This is a genomic window from Microbacterium sp. 5K110 (assembly GCF_005774735.1).
In the GTDB taxonomy this organism is placed as follows: domain Bacteria; phylum Actinomycetota; class Actinomycetes; order Actinomycetales; family Microbacteriaceae; genus Microbacterium.
Window position 1 is genome coordinate 1 of record NZ_VBUM01000078.1, and the last position, 17,423, is coordinate 17,423.

Genomic DNA, 17,423 nt, shown 5'->3' on the forward strand with positions numbered 1-17,423 from the left:
CCATTGTCTCATCCGTGCCCGCACAGGCCCCGCATCGGAGCCGCACGGGCGGTTCAAAGGGCGACGGCGGTATCTTCGGCAGGTGACCGCGATCGCCTTCCTCATCGGCGTGCTCGTGCTCGTGATCGGCTTGGCCGTCTCGATCGCTCTGCACGAGATCGGGCACCTGCTGCCCGCGAAGCTCTTCGGCGTGCGCGTCGGGCAGTACATGATCGGGTTCGGGCCCACCCTGTGGTCGCGCCGCATCGGCGAGACGGAGTACGGGGTCAAGCTCCTCCCGCTGGGCGGATTCATCTCGATGTCGGGCATGTTCCCGCCCGCCCCCGACGGCGAGGCACAGCCCACGCGTCGCTCGCGGCTGTTCGCCACGATGATCCAGGACGCGCGCGACGCGAACGCCGAGACGATGATCGCGGGCGACGATCGTGTGTTCTACAAGCTCCCGGTCGGGAAGCGGATCATCATCATGCTCGGGGGGCCGGTCATGAACCTCCTCCTGGCCTTCGTCCTCTCGGCCATCGCCGTCAGCGCCATCGGCGTCACGCAGGGCACCACGACGGTGGCCTCGGTCTCGCAGTGCGTCATCCCCGCCAGTGCCGAGCGCGCCGACTGCCAGTCCAGCGACCCGACCGCTCCGGCGGCGGCCGCCGGCATCCGTCCGGGCGACACGATCGTCTCGATCGGCGGTACCCCCGTCTCGACGTTCGACGAAGCCGCGGCGATCATCCAGCGCTCGCCGGGTCAGGCGCTGCCCGTCGTCGTCGAGCGCGACGGCACCGAGCAGACCCTCACGGTCACCCCGGTCTCCACGGACCTCGCGGTGACGGGTGCCGACGGGCGTCCCGTGGTGGACGCCTCCGGCGCGACGCAGTACCGGACGGTGGGCTTCGCGGGACTCCGTCCTCAGGCGGCCCTCGTCCCGCAGCCGATCTGGGCGGGGCCCGAGGCCACGGTCCAGCAGGTCGGCGCGGTCGCGCAGATCATGACGCAGCTCCCCGTCCGCGTCTACGACACCGCGGTCGACCTGTTCACCGGCCAGCCGCGCGACCCGAACGGTCCGCTCAGCGTCGTAGGCGCCGGGCGTCTCGCGGGAGAGTTCGCCGCGGTCGATGCGCCGATCCTCGCGCGGGTGCAGTCGATCATCAGCCTGCTGGCGGCGCTGAACATCGCGCTGTTCGTCTTCAACCTCATTCCGCTCCTGCCGCTGGACGGCGGCCACGTCGTCGTGGCGCTGTGGGACGGGGTGAAGCGCTGGATCGCCCGCGTCCGCGGCAAGGTCGCCCGACCCGTGGATGCCACCAAGCTCGTGCCCCTGACCTTCGTCGTGGTCGTGCTGCTCATCGGCATGGGCGGTGTCCTCTTCCTCGCCGACGTCTTCAACCCGATCCAGCTGCTGTAGGGGTCGCGCAACTCCTGCTGCGCGCACGGTACGCGACGCCGGGCCGCTGTCCGACCTGGATCCGCAGGAGATGTGCGCGCGTCAGAGGGCGAAGGCGATGAGGCGCTCGAGGGTGCGCATGCCGTCGCGGGACAGGATCGACTCGAGGTGTCCCTGCACGCTCGCCACGGCGGGGCCGCGCAGGGCGTAGACGTCGCCGGTCTCTGCATCCGCGGAGACCTCTACCGCGATATCCCGGCCGGCCGTCGGCAGGGACGACACGGCGTCGGTGGGATCCGACGTGGCCGTGACGGACCCGACGGTGATCCCGCGTTCGGTCGTGCCGGGGGCGACCCGCGCCGTGAACGTGTTGTAGAAACCGATCGCGGCGGGCTCGCCGAACACGTCGACGCTCTTCTGCAACCCCTGGTGCGGCTGCGCGAGGGGCGCGAGATCGATGCCCAGCTGATCGGCCAGGATCTGATGGCTCAGGCACACCGCCAGCAAAGGGGCGCGGCGGAAGAGACGGCGGGAGACGACGCGGCGCATCGCTTCCATGCGGGGGCTGTCGTCGCGCGGGTCCCCCGGACCGGGGCCCGCGACCACGAGGTCGGCCCCGTCCACGTCGGCATCGGTCGCCTCCGACCAGTGAACGATCCGGGCGTCGAGCCCCAGGTGGCGCAGCTGGTGCGCGAGCATCGTGGTGAAGCGGTCCTCGGCATCCACGACCAGAGCGGTGCGCCCGGCGAAGGGTCCCGAACCGTCGGGGTCTTGCGGGTTCATCCAGAACGGGGCGAGCCGGTCGTTGCGGGATGCCAGGAGCTCCGCGATCGCGGGATCCTCGGCGAGCGGGCGACGCGGGGCGACCGGCGCGTCGGGGTCGGCTTCGGCGTCGGCCGCGGGGACCGTGTCGCGCGGGATCGCGCCGATCGCCCCGAGCACCCCGGCGGCCTTGCCGTGCGTCTCGCCGACCTCGCCGTACGGGTCGGAGTGGCGCACCAGCGTCGCCCCGACGGGCACACGCAGGCGTCCGTCGACGAGGTACGCCGTGCGAATGAGGATGGGGGCGTCGAGGTCGTGGGTCACGCCCTCCGCGGCACCGTTGGGCGTGAACAGGGCGGCGACGCCGGAGTAGTAGCCGCGCGGCGTCGTCTCGTGGCGGGCGATCACGGTGCAGGCGTTCTGCATCGGCGACCCGGTGACGGTCGGGGCGAACATCGTCTCGCGGAGGATGTCGCGAGGGTCGAGCGTGCTGCGCCCGCGCAGCATGTACTCGGTGTGCGTCAGACGCGACATCTCTTTGAGGTGCGGCCCGGTGATGCGTCCGCCGTCGCTGCAGACGGCGCTCATCATCTTCAGCTCCTCGTCGACGACCATGAAGAGCTCCTCGGTCTCTTTGGTCGATCGCAGGAACTCCGCGAGCGTGTCCGCCGTGGCGCCGCCCTGCGGGTGACGGAACGTGCCCGAGATGGGGTTCATCGTCACGATGCCCTCGCGGGCGCTCACGTGCGCCTCGGGGCTCGCGCCGACCGCGACGTGATCGGGGGTCACGACCGCGAAGGTCCAGTACGCGCCCTTCTCGTGCTCGAGCAGCGCACGGAACCACGTGAGTGCGGCGACGCGCGGGTCGGCCTCGACTCCGGCGACGAAGTCGCGCCGGATGACGAAGTTCGCCCCCTCGCCGCGCCCGATCTCGTCCGCGATCACCCGGCGCACGATGTCGGCGTAGGACTCGTCGTCGATGTCGAACCCGGCGCCGTCGAGCGCCACGGGCTCGGATGGGAGGGATGCCATGACTTCGGCGCGGGGGAGCGGCATCCGCTCGTCGATCACGAGGCAGCGCAGCGGTGCGCCGTCGTCGTGGCAGACGAAACCGCGCTCGCGGACCTGTCGGAACGGCACGAGGGCCAGAACCTCGCGGGGCGCGCCGTTGCCGTCGATCAGCGGGATGTCGGCGAGGAGGCCGACGTCGACGACGGTGCCGGTGAGCACCTCGACGGTCGCGTCGTCGCGAGCGATGAGCGCGAACGGCGCGTCACCGGCGAGCAGGTCGTGGATCAGGGAGGAGGGGTCGGGCCCGGTCATCGAAGTACTTCCGTCTGAGATCGAGGGTCCAAAGCGGCCGCCGGAAACACGAAGACCGCCCGGATCCCGAGGGAGGGCGGTCTGTCGCACACGTGCTCACCGCCTAGACGGTGGGCCACCAGCAGGTATACGCGTGCATGGCGCCGAACCTACCACAGAGCGCCCTCAGCCCTCGCTCCGGCGCGGCGGCGTAGGCTGGGCGCGTGCCTGCAGTGAACATCGGGATGCCCCGCGTACCGGAGGTCCTCGCTCCCCGTCGAAAGACGCGCCAGATCAAGGTCGGCAAGGTCCTCGTCGGCGGTGACGCCCCCGTCAGCGTCCAGTCGATGACGACGACGCCCACGACCAACATCAACGCCACCCTGCAGCAGATCGCCGAGCTCACGGCATCCGGGTGCGAGATCGTTCGCGTGGCGGTGCCGTCGCAGGACGACGCCGACGTGCTGCACATCATCGCCAAGAAGAGCCAGATCCCGGTCATCGCCGACATCCACTTCCAGCCGAAGTACGTCTTCCAGGCGATCGACGCCGGGTGCGGCGCGGTGCGCGTGAACCCCGGCAACATCCGCAAGTTCGACGACCAGGTCGGCGCGATCGCCAAGGCCGCCAAGGACGCCGGCGTTTCGCTGCGCATCGGCGTCAACGCCGGGTCGCTCGACCGCCGCCTCCTCGAGAAGTACGGCAAGGCCACCCCCGAGGCTCTCGTGGAGAGCGCGGTGTGGGAAGCCTCGCTGTTCGAGGAGCACGACTTCCACGACTTCAAGATCTCGGTCAAGCACAACGACCCGATCGTGATGGTCAAGGCCTACCGCCTGCTCGCCGAGCGGGGTGACTGGCCGCTGCACCTCGGTGTCACCGAGGCGGGTCCGGCCTTCCAAGGCACGATCAAGAGCGCGACGGCCTTCGGCATCCTGCTCTCGGAGGGCATCGGCGACACGATCCGCGTCTCGCTCTCGGCACCGCCGGCCGAAGAGGTCAAGGTCGGGCACCAGATCCTGCAGTCGTTGAACCTGCGCGAGCGCAAGCTCGAGATCGTCTCGTGCCCGTCGTGCGGCCGCGCGCAGGTCGACGTCTACACGCTCGCCGACGACGTCACCGAGGGGCTCAAGGACATGACGGTTCCGCTGCGCGTGGCCGTCATGGGCTGCGTCGTCAACGGTCCGGGCGAGGCACGCGAAGCCGACCTCGGCGTGGCGTCGGGCAACGGCAAAGGCCAGATCTTCGTCAAGGGCCAGGTCATCAAGACCGTGCCCGAGGCCGAGATCGTGCAGACCCTCATCGAAGAGGCCAATCGCCTCGCCGACGAGATGGGCCCGGATGCCGCTCCCGGCACGGCCCAGGTCGTCACCGTCTGACCCGACCCGCTAGCGTCGGAGTCTCCATGACTTCGACCGCCTCCCTCGCCCGCCCGCTCGTCTCGGGCGTCGTCACCGCGCTCGTCGGCTTCACCAGCACGTTCGCCGTCGTCCTCACCGGTCTCGGGGCGCTCGGGGCCACTCCGACGCAAGCGGCGAGCGGCCTCCTGGCGATCACGGTCGTCATCGGGGTCGGCTGCATCGTGCTCGCGTGGCGGTACCGGATGCCGATCACTCTGGCGTGGTCGACCCCGGGGGCGGCCCTGCTCGCGGCGACCGGCACGATCGAGGGCGGGTGGCCGGCGGCGGTGGGCGGGTTCCTCGTCTGCGCCGCGCTGATCCTCGCCACGGCACTGTTCCCGCCGCTCGGGGCGCTCATCGCCCGCATCCCGCCCTCCATCGCCCAGGCGATGCTCGCGGGCGTGTTGCTCCCGTTGTGCGTGGCGCCGTTCGCAGGGCTCGTGAGCGACCCGTGGGGCGTGGCGCCGGTCCTGATCGTGTGGCTGGTGGCATCCCGTCTGCTGCCGCGGTGGGCGGTGCCGCTCGCTTTCGTCGCGGCCACGGTCGTGATCTGGCTGGAACTCGCCCGCACCGGCGGGGGAGTGGATGCCGCGGCCCTGCTGCCGCGCCTGGAGTTCACCGCCCCGGTGCTCACGTTCGGCTCGGTCATCGCCGTGGCCGTGCCGCTGTTCGTCGTGACGATGGCGTCGCAGAACGTGCCGGGCGTCGCCGTCATGCGCAGCTTCGGCTACACCGTGCCGTGGCGTCCGTCGATGCTCGTCACGGGCCTGGGGACGGCCGCCGCGGCGACGGCGGGCGGCCACGCCGCCAACCTCGCCGCGATCAGCGCGGCGATCGCCGCCGGTCCGGACTCCCACCCGGATCCGAAGCGGCGTTGGGTCGCAGGGGTCTCGGCCGGCGGGACGTATCTCGTCTTGGCGGCGCTGTCGTCCGCCTTCGTGGCGCTCGTGCTCCTCGCCCCCGCGGGCGTCATCCCGGCCGTGGCGGGCGTCGCCCTGTTCGGCGCCTTCGGCGCTGCCGTGCAGCAGGCCATCGACGATCCCGGCGAGCGGCTGCCCGCGGTCGTGACGTTCCTCGTCGCCGCGTCGGGGGTCGCGGTGGCCGGCGTCAGCGCGGCGTTCTGGGCGCTGCTCGCGGGGCTGGTGGTGCGGGCCGTACTGCACGTGGGGCGCCGGCGCGCGGCCTGAGCCTCGCTCGGCTCGCGATTCGGCGACGACACCGCACGGCCCGGCCGGGACCGAGCTGCCTCTCAGTGCAGCGCGCCGCCCGGCACCGCCGCCTCGACGGGGGTGTCGACGGCGGTGCGGATCGCGATCTCGAGCCCGCGGACGATGTCGTCCAGCGGCAACGAGGGAGCGTCCGCGGGGGCGTCTTCGCGCGCGTACGGCACGTGCACGAACCCCGCCCGGACCTCCGGGGTGTGCGCGGTGGCGTGGAGCGCGGCGTACATGACGTGATTGCAGACGAACGTCCCCGCCGAGTGGGAGACGGCGGCGGGAAGGCCCGCGTCCGTCAGCGCGGCGGCCATGGCCTTGACCGGCAGGGTGGCGAAGTAGGCCGCGGGGCCACCCTCGACGACGGGCCGGTCGAGAGGCTGGGCGCCGGCGTTGTCGGCGATGCGCGCGTCGGCGAGATTGATCGCGACGCGCTCGGGTGTGAGGGCCGCGCGACCTCCCGCGAGTCCCACCGCGATCACGACGTTCGGCTGATGAGTCGCGATCAGAGCGCGGAGGCGCTCGTCGGCGGCGTCGAAGACCACCGGAAGGACCTCGGTGACGAGCGTCTCGGGTCCGTCCCACCGGGCGGTGACCCGGCGCACGGCATCCCCCGACGGATTCGTGGCGTCGCCGGCGAAGGGTGCGAAACCGGTCAGCAGGATCGTCGTCATCCCTCCACGCTACGTCGGCTCAGCCGAGGCCGAACTCCGCGCGGATCCGGTCGCGTGCGCCGGCGTACTCGGGGAGGCCGTCGAAGAACGCGAACTTCTCGCCGATCACCGAGTCGCGCGCACCGTCGGGCTCGACGACCCAGGTGGCGAAGGTCTCGGCGAAGTCCTCGGAGGCGTTCGTCGCGGCGTATTCGCTGACGAAGTCCTCTTCGTGCGCCTGGTAGAACTCCGCCGCGACATCCGCGTCGACGTTGTCGCGCGCGGGAGCGTCGGTGTATCCGGTCCAGAAGCGCTGTGCGAAGTGCTCCAGGTCGGCGTCGGGGAGGAGACATCCGGCATCGCTCCATTCGGTGTCGCACTCGGTCGCGTCGGGGTCGACATCGTCGATCCCGAGGCTCAGCAGGTGGGCGTACTCGTGCACGAGCGTGGACAGCAGCAGGTCGGCGTCGTCGGCGTAGGCCAGGTTCGCGGCGAACACCCACTTCGTCGAGTCGTTCTCGTCGCTCGTGACGTAGGCGAGCGTGTCGCTGCCGGAGTCGTCACCCGTCCGGTAGCCCGTGATGTCCGAGGCCACGAAGGCGGGCGTCGCGACCCGCACGAAGTCGTCCCACACCTGGCGCGCCCGCCCTTCCGGCTCCGGGGCGAGCGTGCCGTCGCCCTGGAGCTGATACGTCCCGGTCGTGGCGAACGCGCCGGAAGACTCCGCCGCGGGCTGGCGGTACCCCGTCCCGTACCACCCGCTCGCGCCGCCCACGGCACCGATGCCGACCCAGACCAGCACACCCGCGAGGAGGGCGACGGAGGCAGTGAGAAGAACGATCCAGCGGGTGCGCACCTGCTCACCCTAGATCGTGGTGGTCGGCAGAACGGGGCGCGAGCGCGGAGCCCTCGGCATCCACCGCTCTAGACTCGACTCTCGTGGTCACCCGTCTCTCGAACTACTTCCTCCGCACGCTTCGCGAAGACCCCTCGGATGCCGAGGTCACGAGCCACCGCCTGCTCGTGCGCGCCGGCTACATCCGTCGCAACGCCCCGGGCATCTTCGCGTGGCTGCCGCTGGGCCTGAGGGTCAAGGCGAAGATCGAGACCGTCGTCCGCGAGGAGATGGCGAACGCGGGCGCGTTCGAGGTGCACTTCCCGGCCCTGCTGCCGCGCGAGCCCTACGAGCAGACGGGCCGCTGGGAGGAGTACGGCGACGCGCTGTTCCGCCTGCAGGACCGCAAGGGCGCCGACTACCTGCTCGCCCCCACGCACGAGGAGATGTTCACGCTCCTGGTGAAGGACCTGTACTCGTCGTACAAGGACCTGCCGCTGACGCTGTTCCAGATCCAGGACAAGTACCGCGACGAGGCGCGTCCTCGCGCGGGTCTCCTGCGCGGTCGTGAGTTCACGATGAAGGACGCCTACTCGTTCGACGCGACGGATGCCGGGCTGGATGCCTCGTACCAGGCGCAGCGCGATGCGTACGAGCGGATCTTCCAGCGTCTCGGCCTCGAATACGTCATCGTCGCGGCCGACGCCGGTGCCATGGGCGGGTCGAAGTCGGAGGAGTTCCTGCACCCGACGCCCATCGGCGAGGACACTTTCGTGCGCTCGGCCGGCGGGTACGCCGCGAACGTCGAGGCGTTCACCACGGTCGTCCCCGAAGCGCTGCCGATCGAGGGACAGCCCGAGCCGGTGATCTTCGATTCGCCGAACACCCCCACGATCGCGACGCTCGTCGACCACTCCAATGCCCAGCTCGACGCCCCCGCCCCCGGCATCGCCGGTCCCGCGACCGCCGAAGCCGCCGAGTGGACCGCCGCGCACACGCTGAAGAACGTGGTGCTCGCGCTCACGCACCTCGACGGCACGCGCGAGATCGTCGTCGTCGGCATCCCCGGCGACCGCGACATCGACGACAAGCGCGTCGAGGTGGCCTTCGCCCCGGCCGAGGTCGAGGCCGCCACCGAGGCCGACTTCGCGAAGCACCCGCTCCTGGTCAAGGGCTACATCGGCCCCTGGTCGCCCACGGGCCCCGTCCTCGGTGAGGAGTCGGCGACCGGCATCCGGTACTTCCTCGACCCCCGCGTCGTCGACGGCACCGCGTGGATCACCGGCGCCAACATCGACCAGAAGCACGTGCACTCGCTCGTCGCGGGCCGCGACTTCGTCGGCGACGGTTTCGTCGAGGCCGCCTCGGTGCGCCCGGGTGACCCGGCCCCCGACGGCTCGGGTCCGGTCGAGCTCGCGCGCGGCATGGAGATCGGCCACGTCTTCCAGCTCGGCCGCAAGTACGCCGAAGCGCTGGGGCTGAAGGTGCTCGACGAGAACGGCAAGCTCGCGACCGTCACGATGGGCTCGTACGGCATCGGGGTCACCCGCATCCTCGCGATCATCGCCGAACTCAACAACGACGCGAAGGGCCTCATCTGGCCCGCCGCGGTCGCGCCGTTCGACGTGCACGTCGTGGCGACGGGTCGGGATGCCGTGGCCTTCGACCTCGCGGCATCCGTGTCCGATCAGCTCGAGGCCGCCGGACTGGACGTTCTGTACGACGACCGCCCCAAGGTCTCGCCCGGCGTGAAGTTCGGCGACGCCGAGCTCGTCGGCATCCCGCGCATCCTCATCGTCGGGCGCGGGGCCGCCGACGGCGAAGTGGAGCTGTGGGACCGCCGCTCGGGCGAGCGCGAGACGCTTCCGGTGGCCGAGGCGCTCGCGCGCCTGCAGGGCTGAGCCGCCCCTCGATTCACCGAGACCGCATCCCGCCGACAAACCCCCTGCACGCCGCAGCGGAGTTGTCGGCGGGATGCAGTCTCACGGGTGAGGGGCCGCGCGGACCCACCCTCGGCCCGGTGCGCGCTCGCGGCGGATAGCGTGGATGCCATGATCTCAGCGCCCCGCGTGCCCCTGTCCGACGGCTCGTCGATCCCGCAGCTCGGGGTCGGCACCTACAAGGTGCCCGCAGACGTCACCGCGGATCTGGTCGCCGGAGCCATCGCCGCCGGCTACCGGCACGTGGACACCGCCGCGCTGTACGGCAACGAGCGCGAGGTGGGCGAGGGGCTGCGCGCCTCGGGCGTCGCACGTGACGACGTCTTCGTCACGACCAAGGTGTGGAACGACGACCACGGCTTCGACGAGACCCTCCGCGCGTTCGACGCGAGTGCCGAGCGTCTGGGTCTCGACCGGGTCGATCTGTACCTGATCCACTGGCCGATCCCCAGCGCCGACCGGTACGTCGACACCTGGCGCGCTCTGGTGCGCCTGCGCGAGGAGGGGCGGGTCACCTCGATCGGCGTGAGCAACTTCTCGCCGGCCCACATCGAGCGCCTCCGCGACGAGACGGGCGTGCTGCCGGTCATCGATCAGGTGGAGCTGCACCCGCGGTTCCCGCAGAACGCTCTGGTCGACTGGAACGCCGCCCACGGGATCGTCACCGAGTCGTGGGCGCCGCTCGCGCGCGGCGGCCTGCTCGACGAGCCCGTGCTCGCCGACATCGCGGCGCGGTACCGCAAGACTCCCGCGCAGGTCGTGATCCGCTGGCACCTCGACCGCGGTCTCGTCGTCTTCCCGAAATCGGTATCGCTGGACCGGCTGCGCGAGAACGGCGACGTGTTCGACTTCGTCCTGGATTCCACCGATCACGCCGCGATCGCGAACCTCGAGACCGGCGAGCGCACGGGACGCGACCCCGACCTGGACTGACCGCCGGGCGGCGCCGCGGGCCTGAGGGTGCTGCGGGCTGTCTATCATTGCCGGATGCCCGCACGCCCCCGCCCCCTGTCGCGGCGGTGGAGCGCCCTCCCGGAACTCGTGCGCGATGCGCCGCCCCGTGTCCTGCTGATCGTCGGGGCGGTCGTCGTCGTCCTGGGCGTCCTCATCGTCACGCGCCCGCTCACCTCGATCGCGCTACTGGGGATCTACGTCGGAGTGAGCGCGATCGTGACGGGCGTGGTCGAGATCGCCGGCCGGCCCGCCGGGGTGTGGCCGCGCATCGTGGCGGGCGCGTGGATCCTCGCCGGTCTGGCGGTGCTCGTCTGGCTCGGCCGCAGTCTCGAGCTCCTTCCCGCCGTCCTGGCGGTTCTGCTGATCATCGGCGGACTCGCCTCGATCGGCGGCGTCCTGCGTCCGGGACCGGCGAGCGTCCGGATCCTGCGTGGAGCGTGGGGCATCGCCCAGTTGGCCTTCGGCGTGCTGTCCTTCACGTGGCCCGACGTCACGGTGCTCGTGCTGGCGGTGATCTTCGGTCTGCGCACGGTCGTGTTCGGCCTCGGCATCCTGGTGCGCGGGGCGCGGGGCATCCGTCGTCCGCGTCCGACGGAGACCGGAGGGGATGCCGCGCGCCGGGCACGCCGTCGACTCTCGCGGTCGCGCTGGGCGGCCGCGGGTCGGTACGCGCTGTCGCTCGTTCTGGTGGCAACCGCCGCCGGCGGGTGGTTCCTCAACGACTGGCTGCAGGACGGCGCGCCCGTCGTCGACGCGTTCTACGACCCGCCCGCCGAGCTCCCGTCGGGTCATGGGCGGCTGATCCGCTCCGATTCGTACCTCGGCCGGGCCCCCGAGAACGGCGACGCCACTCGCATCCTGTACACCACCCGCGACGCCGTCGACCGCCCCGCGGTGGCGAGCGCGCTCGTGATCGTGCCGAAGGATCCGCCGCCCGGCCCGAGGCCGGTCATCGTGTGGAACCACGGGACCACCGGAGTCGCGCAGGGGTGCGCGCCGAGTCTGCGCGACGCGTCGGCCACCCGGTGGTCGATCCCGGCTCTGGAACAGGCGCTGAAGGCGGGGTGGGTCGTCGTGGCCTCCGACTTCTCCGGCCAAGGCGCACCCGGCGCCTATCCGTACCTCATCGGTGAGGGCGAGGCCCGGTCGTCGCTGGACGCGGTGCTGGCCACGGGCGAACTGCGCACCGATCTCGTGCTGTCACCCGACACGGTCGTGTGGGGGCATTCGCAGGGCGGGCACGCGGCGCTGTGGACCACCGCGATCGCCCCCGAGTACGCGCCCGGCGTCGACGTGCTCGGCACCGCCGTGGTCGCCCCGGTCGCCGACCCGCCGGCGCTCGCGCGCGAACTCCTGTCGGGCCCGCCCAACGCGATGCTCTCGGTGCTGACCTCGTGGGTGCTCGTGCCGTACTCCGAGACCTATCCCGACGTGAATCTCGACGACTACATCGCCGAGGGATCGCGTTCGATCGTGCTCGAGATGACGCAGCGCTGCCCGAGCGAGCCCGGAGTCGTGGTCTCGGTGCTCACCGCCCTCGGTGTCTCGGAGGACCGCCCCCTCTACTCCGCCGACCTCACCGACGGCGCGCTCGGACGCCGCCTCGCCGAGAACGCGATCACCCAGCCCCTGGGCACCCCGATGCTCGTCGCGTGGGGCGCCGACGACGAGGTGATCCCCCCGCGCCTCCAGCGCGAGTACGTCGACACGTTGTGCGCCGAGGGGCAGCCGGTCCGGTGGGCGACGTACGCCGGATACGACCACTTGCGCCCGATCCTGCCGAAGTCCCGGTTCCTCCCCGTGCTGTACGACTGGACCAAGGGACTCATCGAGCGGCGCGCACAGGTCGTGGACGGGTGCGGTCTGCGCTGACCGACCAGCGGACCCGTGGCGTGTGCGGCGTCAGGGTGACGATCTCGTGTCGATCCCGTTGCCTCTTGGCGCTCGCCGTCCGTTCTCATTACGGTCGAACCGTGCCCGACAACACCGCTTCCCCGTCCGAGCTCCGCCCGACCCACCCGCTCGCGCTGGCGCCCGTCGCCGCACCCGCGGCGTCGGTCGACGGCTTCGTGCGTCGTTTCCTGCAGAACCTGAACTTCGACCAGGGGGTGGCGCTGTCGGCATCCGATGACAACGACCGCTACTTGGCGCTGGCCGGGACCGTTCGCGACTACCTCATGGCGCGCTGGCTCGACGACCAGGCGCAGCAGGCGCGACAGCAGTCCAAGACCGTCTGCTACCTCTCGGCCGAGTACCTGCTGGGACGTCAGCTCGACAACAATCTGCTCGCGGCGCGCTTGACCGATATCGCCACCGAGGCTCTCGCGCAGTGCGGCATCGACATCGAGGATCTGCGCGCTCTCGAGATCGAGCCGGGCCTGGGCAACGGCGGCCTCGGACGTCTCGCGGCGTGCTTCATCGACTCGCTCGCCACCATGAGCATCCCCACCATCGGGTACGGCATCCGCTACGAGTACGGCATCTTCCGCCAGGCCTTCGCCGACGGACAGCAGATCGAACAGCCCGACGCGTGGCTGCGACTGGGATCGCCGTGGGACTTCCCGCACCCCGAGGCGGCGCAGACGATCTCGTTCGGCGGACGCACCGAGACTTATGTCGACGAGGGTGTCGAGCGCTCGCGCTGGGTTCCGGACTGGAACGTCCTGGCGGTGCCGTACAACATGATGGTCCCCGGCTACCACAACGGGCGGGTCAACACCCTGCGCCTGTGGCGCGCCGTGGCCACCAACGCGTTCGACCTGCACACGTTCAACTCCGGCGACTACGTCGAGTCGGTGCGCGCGCAGACCTTCGCCGAGAACATCTCCAAGGTGCTCTACCCCGAGGACTCCACCCCGCAGGGCAAGGAGCTGCGGCTGCAGCAGCAGTACTTCTTCGTCGCGGCCTCGATCGCGGACTTCATCGAGCACGTCCTGCCCGAGGGCTTCGACCTCGACACGCTCCCCGAGCGCGTGATCTTCCAGCTCAACGACACCCACCCCGTCATCGGGGTGCCCGAGCTCATGCGCGTGCTCGTCGACGAGAAGCACATGGAGTGGGATGCCGCGTGGGCCATCACCCAGAAGTGCTTCGCCTACACGTGCCACACGCTGCTGCCCGAGGCGCTGGAGGTCTGGTCGGTCGACCTGCTCGGACGACTGCTGCCGCGCCACCTCGAGATCATCTACCGCATCAACGACGATTTCCTCCTCGCGGTGCGCGAGCGGTTCGGCGACGACGAGATGCTCATCCGGGACATGTCCATCATCGGTGAGCACCCCTTCCGTTCGGTGCGGATGGCCTACCTCGCCACCGTCGCCGGATCCAAGGTGAACGGCGTCGCCGAACTGCACTCGCAGCTGCTGCGCGACAACGTGCTGAAGGACTTCGCGCAGATGTGGCCGGAGAAGTTCACCAACGTCACCAACGGCGTCACGCCGCGGCGCTTCCTGCGCCTGGCCAACCCCGACCTCTCGGAGCTCATCACCGAGACGCTCGGGGCCGGATGGACCGTCGACCTCGAGCGGCTGCGCGGGCTCGAGGCGTTCGCCGACGACCCCGAGTTCCGCGATCGCTTCGCCGCGGTGAAGGCGGCCAACAAACGGCGCCTGGGTCGCGTGCTCTCGGCGCGCGACGGGATGACGATCGACGATGGGCACCTGCTCGACGTGATGATCAAGCGTCTGCACGAGTACAAGCGTCAGACGCTGAAGGTCCTGCACATCGTGAGCGCCTACGACGGCATCGTCTCCGGTCGCGTGCCGATCGAGCAGGTGCAGCCGCGGACGTTCCTGTTCGGCGCCAAGGCGGCGCCCGGGTACGCGATGGCCAAGCACATCATCCACCTCATCAACGCCGTCGGAGAGGTCGTCAACGCCGATCCGCGCGTGCAGGGCCGCCTGAAGGTGCTGTACCCGGCCAACTACAACGTGACGCTGGCCGAGAGCATCATCCCGGCCGCCGACCTGTCCGAGCAGATCTCGCTCGCGGGCAAGGAGGCCTCGGGCACCGGCAACATGAAGCTCGCCCTCAACGGCGCCCTGACGATCGGCACCGACGACGGCGCGAACGTCGAGATCCGCCAGCTCGTCGGAGACGACAACTTCTTCCTCTTCGGCATGAGCGAGCCCGAGGTCGAAGCGCTGTGGGCCGAGGGCTACCGTCCCGCCGACTTCTACCACCGCGACGAGCGCTTGCGCGCGGCTCTCGACCTCATCGCCTCGGGGGCGTTCTCGGGCGGCGACCGTTCGGTGTTCGAACCGCTCGTGTCGAACCTGCTGTACGACGACCGTTTCATGGCGCTCGCCGACTTCGGCTCGTACGTCGACGCGCAGGAGCGGGTCGACGCCGCGTACGCCGACCAGGACGGCTGGGTGCGCTCGGCGATCCTCAACGTCGCCCGCAGCGGCTTCTTCTCGTCCGACCGCTCGATGCGCGACTACCTCGACCGCATCTGGCACGCGACGCCCGTCAACTGAGCAGAGACGGATGCCACGACCCCGGTGTCGTGGCATCCGTCCCGCTCTGGCAGGAAGACGCCGAAGGCTGACCGGCGGGCGCCCGTTCGCGGCGCCGGCGCACGCGAGAGTGGGGGAACGGCCCCGTCCGCCCGCCCGAAGGAGCCCCGCCATGCGCCTGTCCGACGTCTCGGCCCCCGACACCGTCGCCGCTCGCGGCGCTCTCGCGCTGGCGCAGCAGTACCAGTCGCCCGCGATCACCGCCCACGCCCTGCGCTCGTGGCTGTGGGCCGAGGCGTTCGCGCGCGTGGACGGGATCTCGGGCATCGATCACGAGCTGCTCTACGTCGCCGCGGTGCTGCACGATATCGGCACGGTGACGGAGTTCGACAACCACACGCTGTCGTACGAGCACGCCGGCGGTCACGTCGGCATCGCCCTCACCGCGGGGGCGGGGTGGGAGCCAGCGCGGCGGGAGCGCGTGCTCGAGGTCATCGTGCGCCACAACTGGCCGCGGGTGGACCGGGCGCTGGACCCCGAGGGGTACCTGCTCGAAACCGCGACCGCGCTGGACATCTCCGGTGCCCGGCCCGACGCGCTGCCGTCGACGTTCGTGCGCGAGGTCCTCGAGGTGTATCCGCGGGGCGCGCTCGCGGCGGAGTTCGGCGCCTGCGTCGCGGACCAGGCGGCGCGCAAGCCCGACACGGCTGCGCGGCGGCTCGTCGACGGGGGAGTGCAGGCCAAGCTCGCCGCGAATCCCCTCGAGCACGTCTGACGCCGATCGGAACCGCTCCGCGGGTCGCGAGGGATGCGGCATCCCGGGTATCGTAGGAGGGTTGTCGGTACCGGTTGTGCCGACGAGAGCTGAATACGGAGGATCCCGATGGACATCGATCTTGCACTCCTGAAGACGATCGAACGCGAGAAGGAGATCCCCTTCGACGAACTCGCGCGCATCATCGAGCAGGCGATCCTCACCGCCTACGCCAAGCACATCTCGCCCAGCGGCGAGATCCCCGCCGGAGCGCGCGCCGAGCTCGACCGCAAGACCGGCCACGTCGGCATCTTCACGCCCGTCCTCGATGACGAGGATGTCGTGATCGGCGAGGAGGAGCAGGCTCCCGACGACTTCGGCCGCATCGCCGCCTTCGCCGCGAAGCAGGTCATCAGCCAGCGTCTGCGCGACATCGCCGACGACGCGGTGCTGGGCGAGTTCCGCGGAAAAGAGGGCGACATCGTCGCCGGTGTCGTGCAGCAGGGCCCGAACCCTCGCATGGTGCACGTCGACCTCGGCACGGTCGAGGCGATCCTCCCGCCCGAGGAGCAGGTCCCGGGCGAGACCTACGCGCACGGTTCGCGTCTGCGCGTCTACGTGACGTCGGTGTCCAAGGGCAACAAGGGCCCCCAGATCACCGTGTCGCGCACGCACCCCGGTCTGGTGCGCAAGCTCTTCGCGCTCGAGGTCCCCGAGATCGCCGCCGGGCTCGTCGAGATCGTGTCCCTCGCGCGCGAGGCCGGCCACCGGTCCAAGATCGCCGTCAAGGCCAACGACCCGACCGTCAACGCCAAGGGCGCCTGCATCGGCGAGCTCGGGCGCCGCGTCCGTGCCGTGACCGAGGAGCTCGCCGGCGAGAAGATCGACATCATCGACTACGACGCCGAGCTGCCGAAGTTCGTCGCCAACGCGCTGTCGCCGGCCAAGGTCACCTCCAGCTTCGTGCTGGACGCCTCCACCAAGGCCGTCCGCGCCCTCGTGCCCGACTACCAGCTGTCGCTGGCGATCGGCAAGGAAGGGCAGAACGCCCGCCTGGCCGCCAAACTCACCGGGGCGAAGATCGACATCCAGCCCGACAGCATCCTCGAAGACAACTGAGCGTCCGATCGCCCGGACGACGGCGAGGTGTACGATGGAACCAGTACGAACGTGCGTCGGATGCCGCGCACGTGCCCCTCGATCCTCGCTTCTGCGTGTGGTCGCGGAGGGATCGGTCCTCGTCAGAGACGAGCGGGCGGTTCTGCCGGGACGGGGTGCGTGGGTGCATGAGACGGACGCGTGCGTCGGGAAAGCTCTCGCACGCCGCGCCTTCGTACGAGCATTGCGTGTGTCAGGCCCGCTTGATACGCAGACCTTCGAATCAACCCTCCAGCGAAACGGCTGAACGGCTATGGACACGAAGTGAACGGCTCGAAATGAGACCCGTCCGCAACTAACGGTCTGCCCTGTCCGGGGTAGGCCCTGAGACAGGAGAATTGTGGCAAAACCACGCGTGCACGAGATCGCTTCCGAGCTCGGCGTCGACAGCAAGGTCGCGCTTGCGAAGCTGAAGGAGCTCGGCGAGTTCGTCAAGAGCCCCTCATCCACCATCGAGCCCCCCGTGGCCCGGAAGCTCCGTGCCGCCCTTGCGGCCGAGGGTTCTTCCGGTTCGTCGGATGCCAAGCCCCCCGCAGCGTCGGCGCGCCCGGCTTCGGGTGCTCGTCCCGGTCCCGCGCGCCCCGCGGCGACCCCCGGCGCCCGTCCTTCGGGCCCCACC

The 17,423-nt window shown here is 70.6% G+C and carries 14 protein-coding genes; 11 read left to right on the forward strand and 3 right to left on the reverse strand.

Features of this window, described 5'->3' with window-relative positions; genetic code table 11:
• Window positions 1-82: 82 nt before the first annotated feature.
• A complete protein-coding gene (locus FE256_RS14430; RefSeq protein WP_138176940.1) occupies window positions 83-1,399 on the forward strand; it encodes a M50 family metallopeptidase in 1,317 nt (438 codons plus the stop codon).
• 81 nt (window positions 1,400-1,480) lie between these two features.
• Here FE256_RS14430 and FE256_RS14435 read toward each other — a convergent pair whose 3' ends face one another.
• Window positions 1,481-3,463: an anthranilate synthase family protein gene (locus FE256_RS14435; protein ID WP_138176943.1), complete on the reverse strand. Its 1,983-nt coding sequence runs from the start codon at window positions 3,461-3,463 to the stop codon at window positions 1,481-1,483.
• A 203-nt stretch (window positions 3,464-3,666) separates the two neighbouring features.
• Here FE256_RS14435 and ispG point away from each other — a divergent pair, with 203 nt between their 5' ends.
• Window positions 3,667-4,818, forward strand: coding sequence for a flavodoxin-dependent (E)-4-hydroxy-3-methylbut-2-enyl-diphosphate synthase (ispG, locus tag FE256_RS14440; RefSeq protein ID WP_171024354.1), 1,152 nt, complete (start codon window positions 3,667-3,669; stop codon window positions 4,816-4,818).
• A gap of 26 nt (window positions 4,819-4,844) precedes the next feature.
• The gene (locus FE256_RS14445) at window positions 4,845-6,026 is read left to right on the forward strand and encodes a benzoate/H(+) symporter BenE family transporter (protein WP_138176946.1); all 1,182 of its coding nucleotides are present in this window, start codon (window positions 4,845-4,847) and stop codon (window positions 6,024-6,026) included.
• A gap of 62 nt (window positions 6,027-6,088) precedes the next feature.
• On the opposite strand, the gene pcp is transcribed toward FE256_RS14445, so the two are convergent.
• Window positions 6,089-6,727 carry a pyroglutamyl-peptidase I gene (gene pcp / locus FE256_RS14450; RefSeq protein WP_171024355.1) on the reverse strand — a complete coding sequence of 213 codons (639 nt, stop codon included), beginning with the start codon at window positions 6,725-6,727 and terminating at the stop codon, window positions 6,089-6,091.
• Window positions 6,728-6,746: 19 nt separating this feature from the next.
• Window positions 6,747-7,562 carry a zinc-binding metallopeptidase gene (locus tag FE256_RS14455; RefSeq protein ID WP_138176949.1) on the reverse strand — a complete coding sequence of 272 codons (816 nt, stop codon included), beginning with the start codon at window positions 7,560-7,562 and terminating at the stop codon, window positions 6,747-6,749.
• An 83-nt stretch (window positions 7,563-7,645) separates the two neighbouring features.
• Here FE256_RS14455 and FE256_RS14460 point away from each other — a divergent pair, with 83 nt between their 5' ends.
• The 8 genes from FE256_RS14460 to FE256_RS14495 all read left to right on the forward strand — a co-directional run.
• Complete coding sequence (locus FE256_RS14460) at window positions 7,646-9,442, forward strand: proline--tRNA ligase (protein WP_138176952.1); 1,797 nt, start codon at window positions 7,646-7,648, stop codon at window positions 9,440-9,442.
• A gap of 150 nt (window positions 9,443-9,592) precedes the next feature.
• Window positions 9,593-10,414 (forward strand): aldo/keto reductase, encoded by an 822-nt coding sequence (locus FE256_RS14465; protein WP_138176955.1) that lies wholly within the window; start codon window positions 9,593-9,595, stop codon window positions 10,412-10,414.
• Window positions 10,415-10,468: 54 nt separating this feature from the next.
• Window positions 10,469-12,307 (forward strand): lipase family protein, encoded by a 1,839-nt coding sequence (locus FE256_RS14470; protein ID WP_138176958.1) that lies wholly within the window; start codon window positions 10,469-10,471, stop codon window positions 12,305-12,307.
• Between the two features lie 101 nt (window positions 12,308-12,408).
• Window positions 12,409-14,913 carry a glycogen/starch/alpha-glucan phosphorylase gene (locus FE256_RS14475; RefSeq protein WP_138176960.1) on the forward strand — a complete coding sequence of 835 codons (2,505 nt, stop codon included), beginning with the start codon at window positions 12,409-12,411 and terminating at the stop codon, window positions 14,911-14,913.
• Between the two features lie 151 nt (window positions 14,914-15,064).
• Window positions 15,065-15,667: an HD domain-containing protein gene (locus tag FE256_RS14480; protein WP_138176963.1), complete on the forward strand. Its 603-nt coding sequence runs from the start codon at window positions 15,065-15,067 to the stop codon at window positions 15,665-15,667.
• A 108-nt stretch (window positions 15,668-15,775) separates the two neighbouring features.
• Window positions 15,776-16,765 (forward strand): transcription termination factor NusA, encoded by a 990-nt coding sequence (gene nusA / locus FE256_RS14485; protein WP_138176965.1) that lies wholly within the window; start codon window positions 15,776-15,778, stop codon window positions 16,763-16,765.
• Between the two features lie 34 nt (window positions 16,766-16,799).
• Complete coding sequence (locus FE256_RS14490; protein ID WP_076490888.1) at window positions 16,800-17,051, forward strand: YlxR family protein; 252 nt, start codon at window positions 16,800-16,802, stop codon at window positions 17,049-17,051.
• 93 nt (window positions 17,052-17,144) lie between these two features.
• Window positions 17,145-17,423 (forward strand): translation initiation factor IF-2 N-terminal domain-containing protein (locus FE256_RS14495; RefSeq protein WP_171024356.1); only part of this gene is annotated, 279 nt, incomplete at its 3' end.

Excerpts from the sequence above, each read along its gene's own strand:
- FE256_RS14435 (WP_138176943.1), bottom strand. The coding sequence starts at position 3,463 with ATGACCGGGCCCGACCCCTCCTCCCTGATCCACGACCTGCTCGCCGGT.
- FE256_RS14445 (WP_138176946.1), top strand. The coding sequence starts at position 4,845 with ATGACTTCGACCGCCTCCCTCGCCCGCCCGCTCGTCTCGGGCGTCGTC.
- pcp (WP_171024355.1), bottom strand. The coding sequence starts at position 6,727 with ATGACGACGATCCTGCTGACCGGTTTCGCACCCTTCGCCGGCGACGCC.
- FE256_RS14465 (WP_138176955.1), top strand. The coding sequence starts at position 9,593 with ATGATCTCAGCGCCCCGCGTGCCCCTGTCCGACGGCTCGTCGATCCCG.
- FE256_RS14470 (WP_138176958.1), top strand. The coding sequence starts at position 10,469 with ATGCCCGCACGCCCCCGCCCCCTGTCGCGGCGGTGGAGCGCCCTCCCG.
- FE256_RS14480 (WP_138176963.1), top strand. The coding sequence starts at position 15,065 with ATGCGCCTGTCCGACGTCTCGGCCCCCGACACCGTCGCCGCTCGCGGC.
- nusA (WP_138176965.1), top strand. The coding sequence starts at position 15,776 with ATGGACATCGATCTTGCACTCCTGAAGACGATCGAACGCGAGAAGGAG.
- FE256_RS14490 (WP_076490888.1), top strand. The coding sequence starts at position 16,800 with ATGGAACCAGTACGAACGTGCGTCGGATGCCGCGCACGTGCCCCTCGA.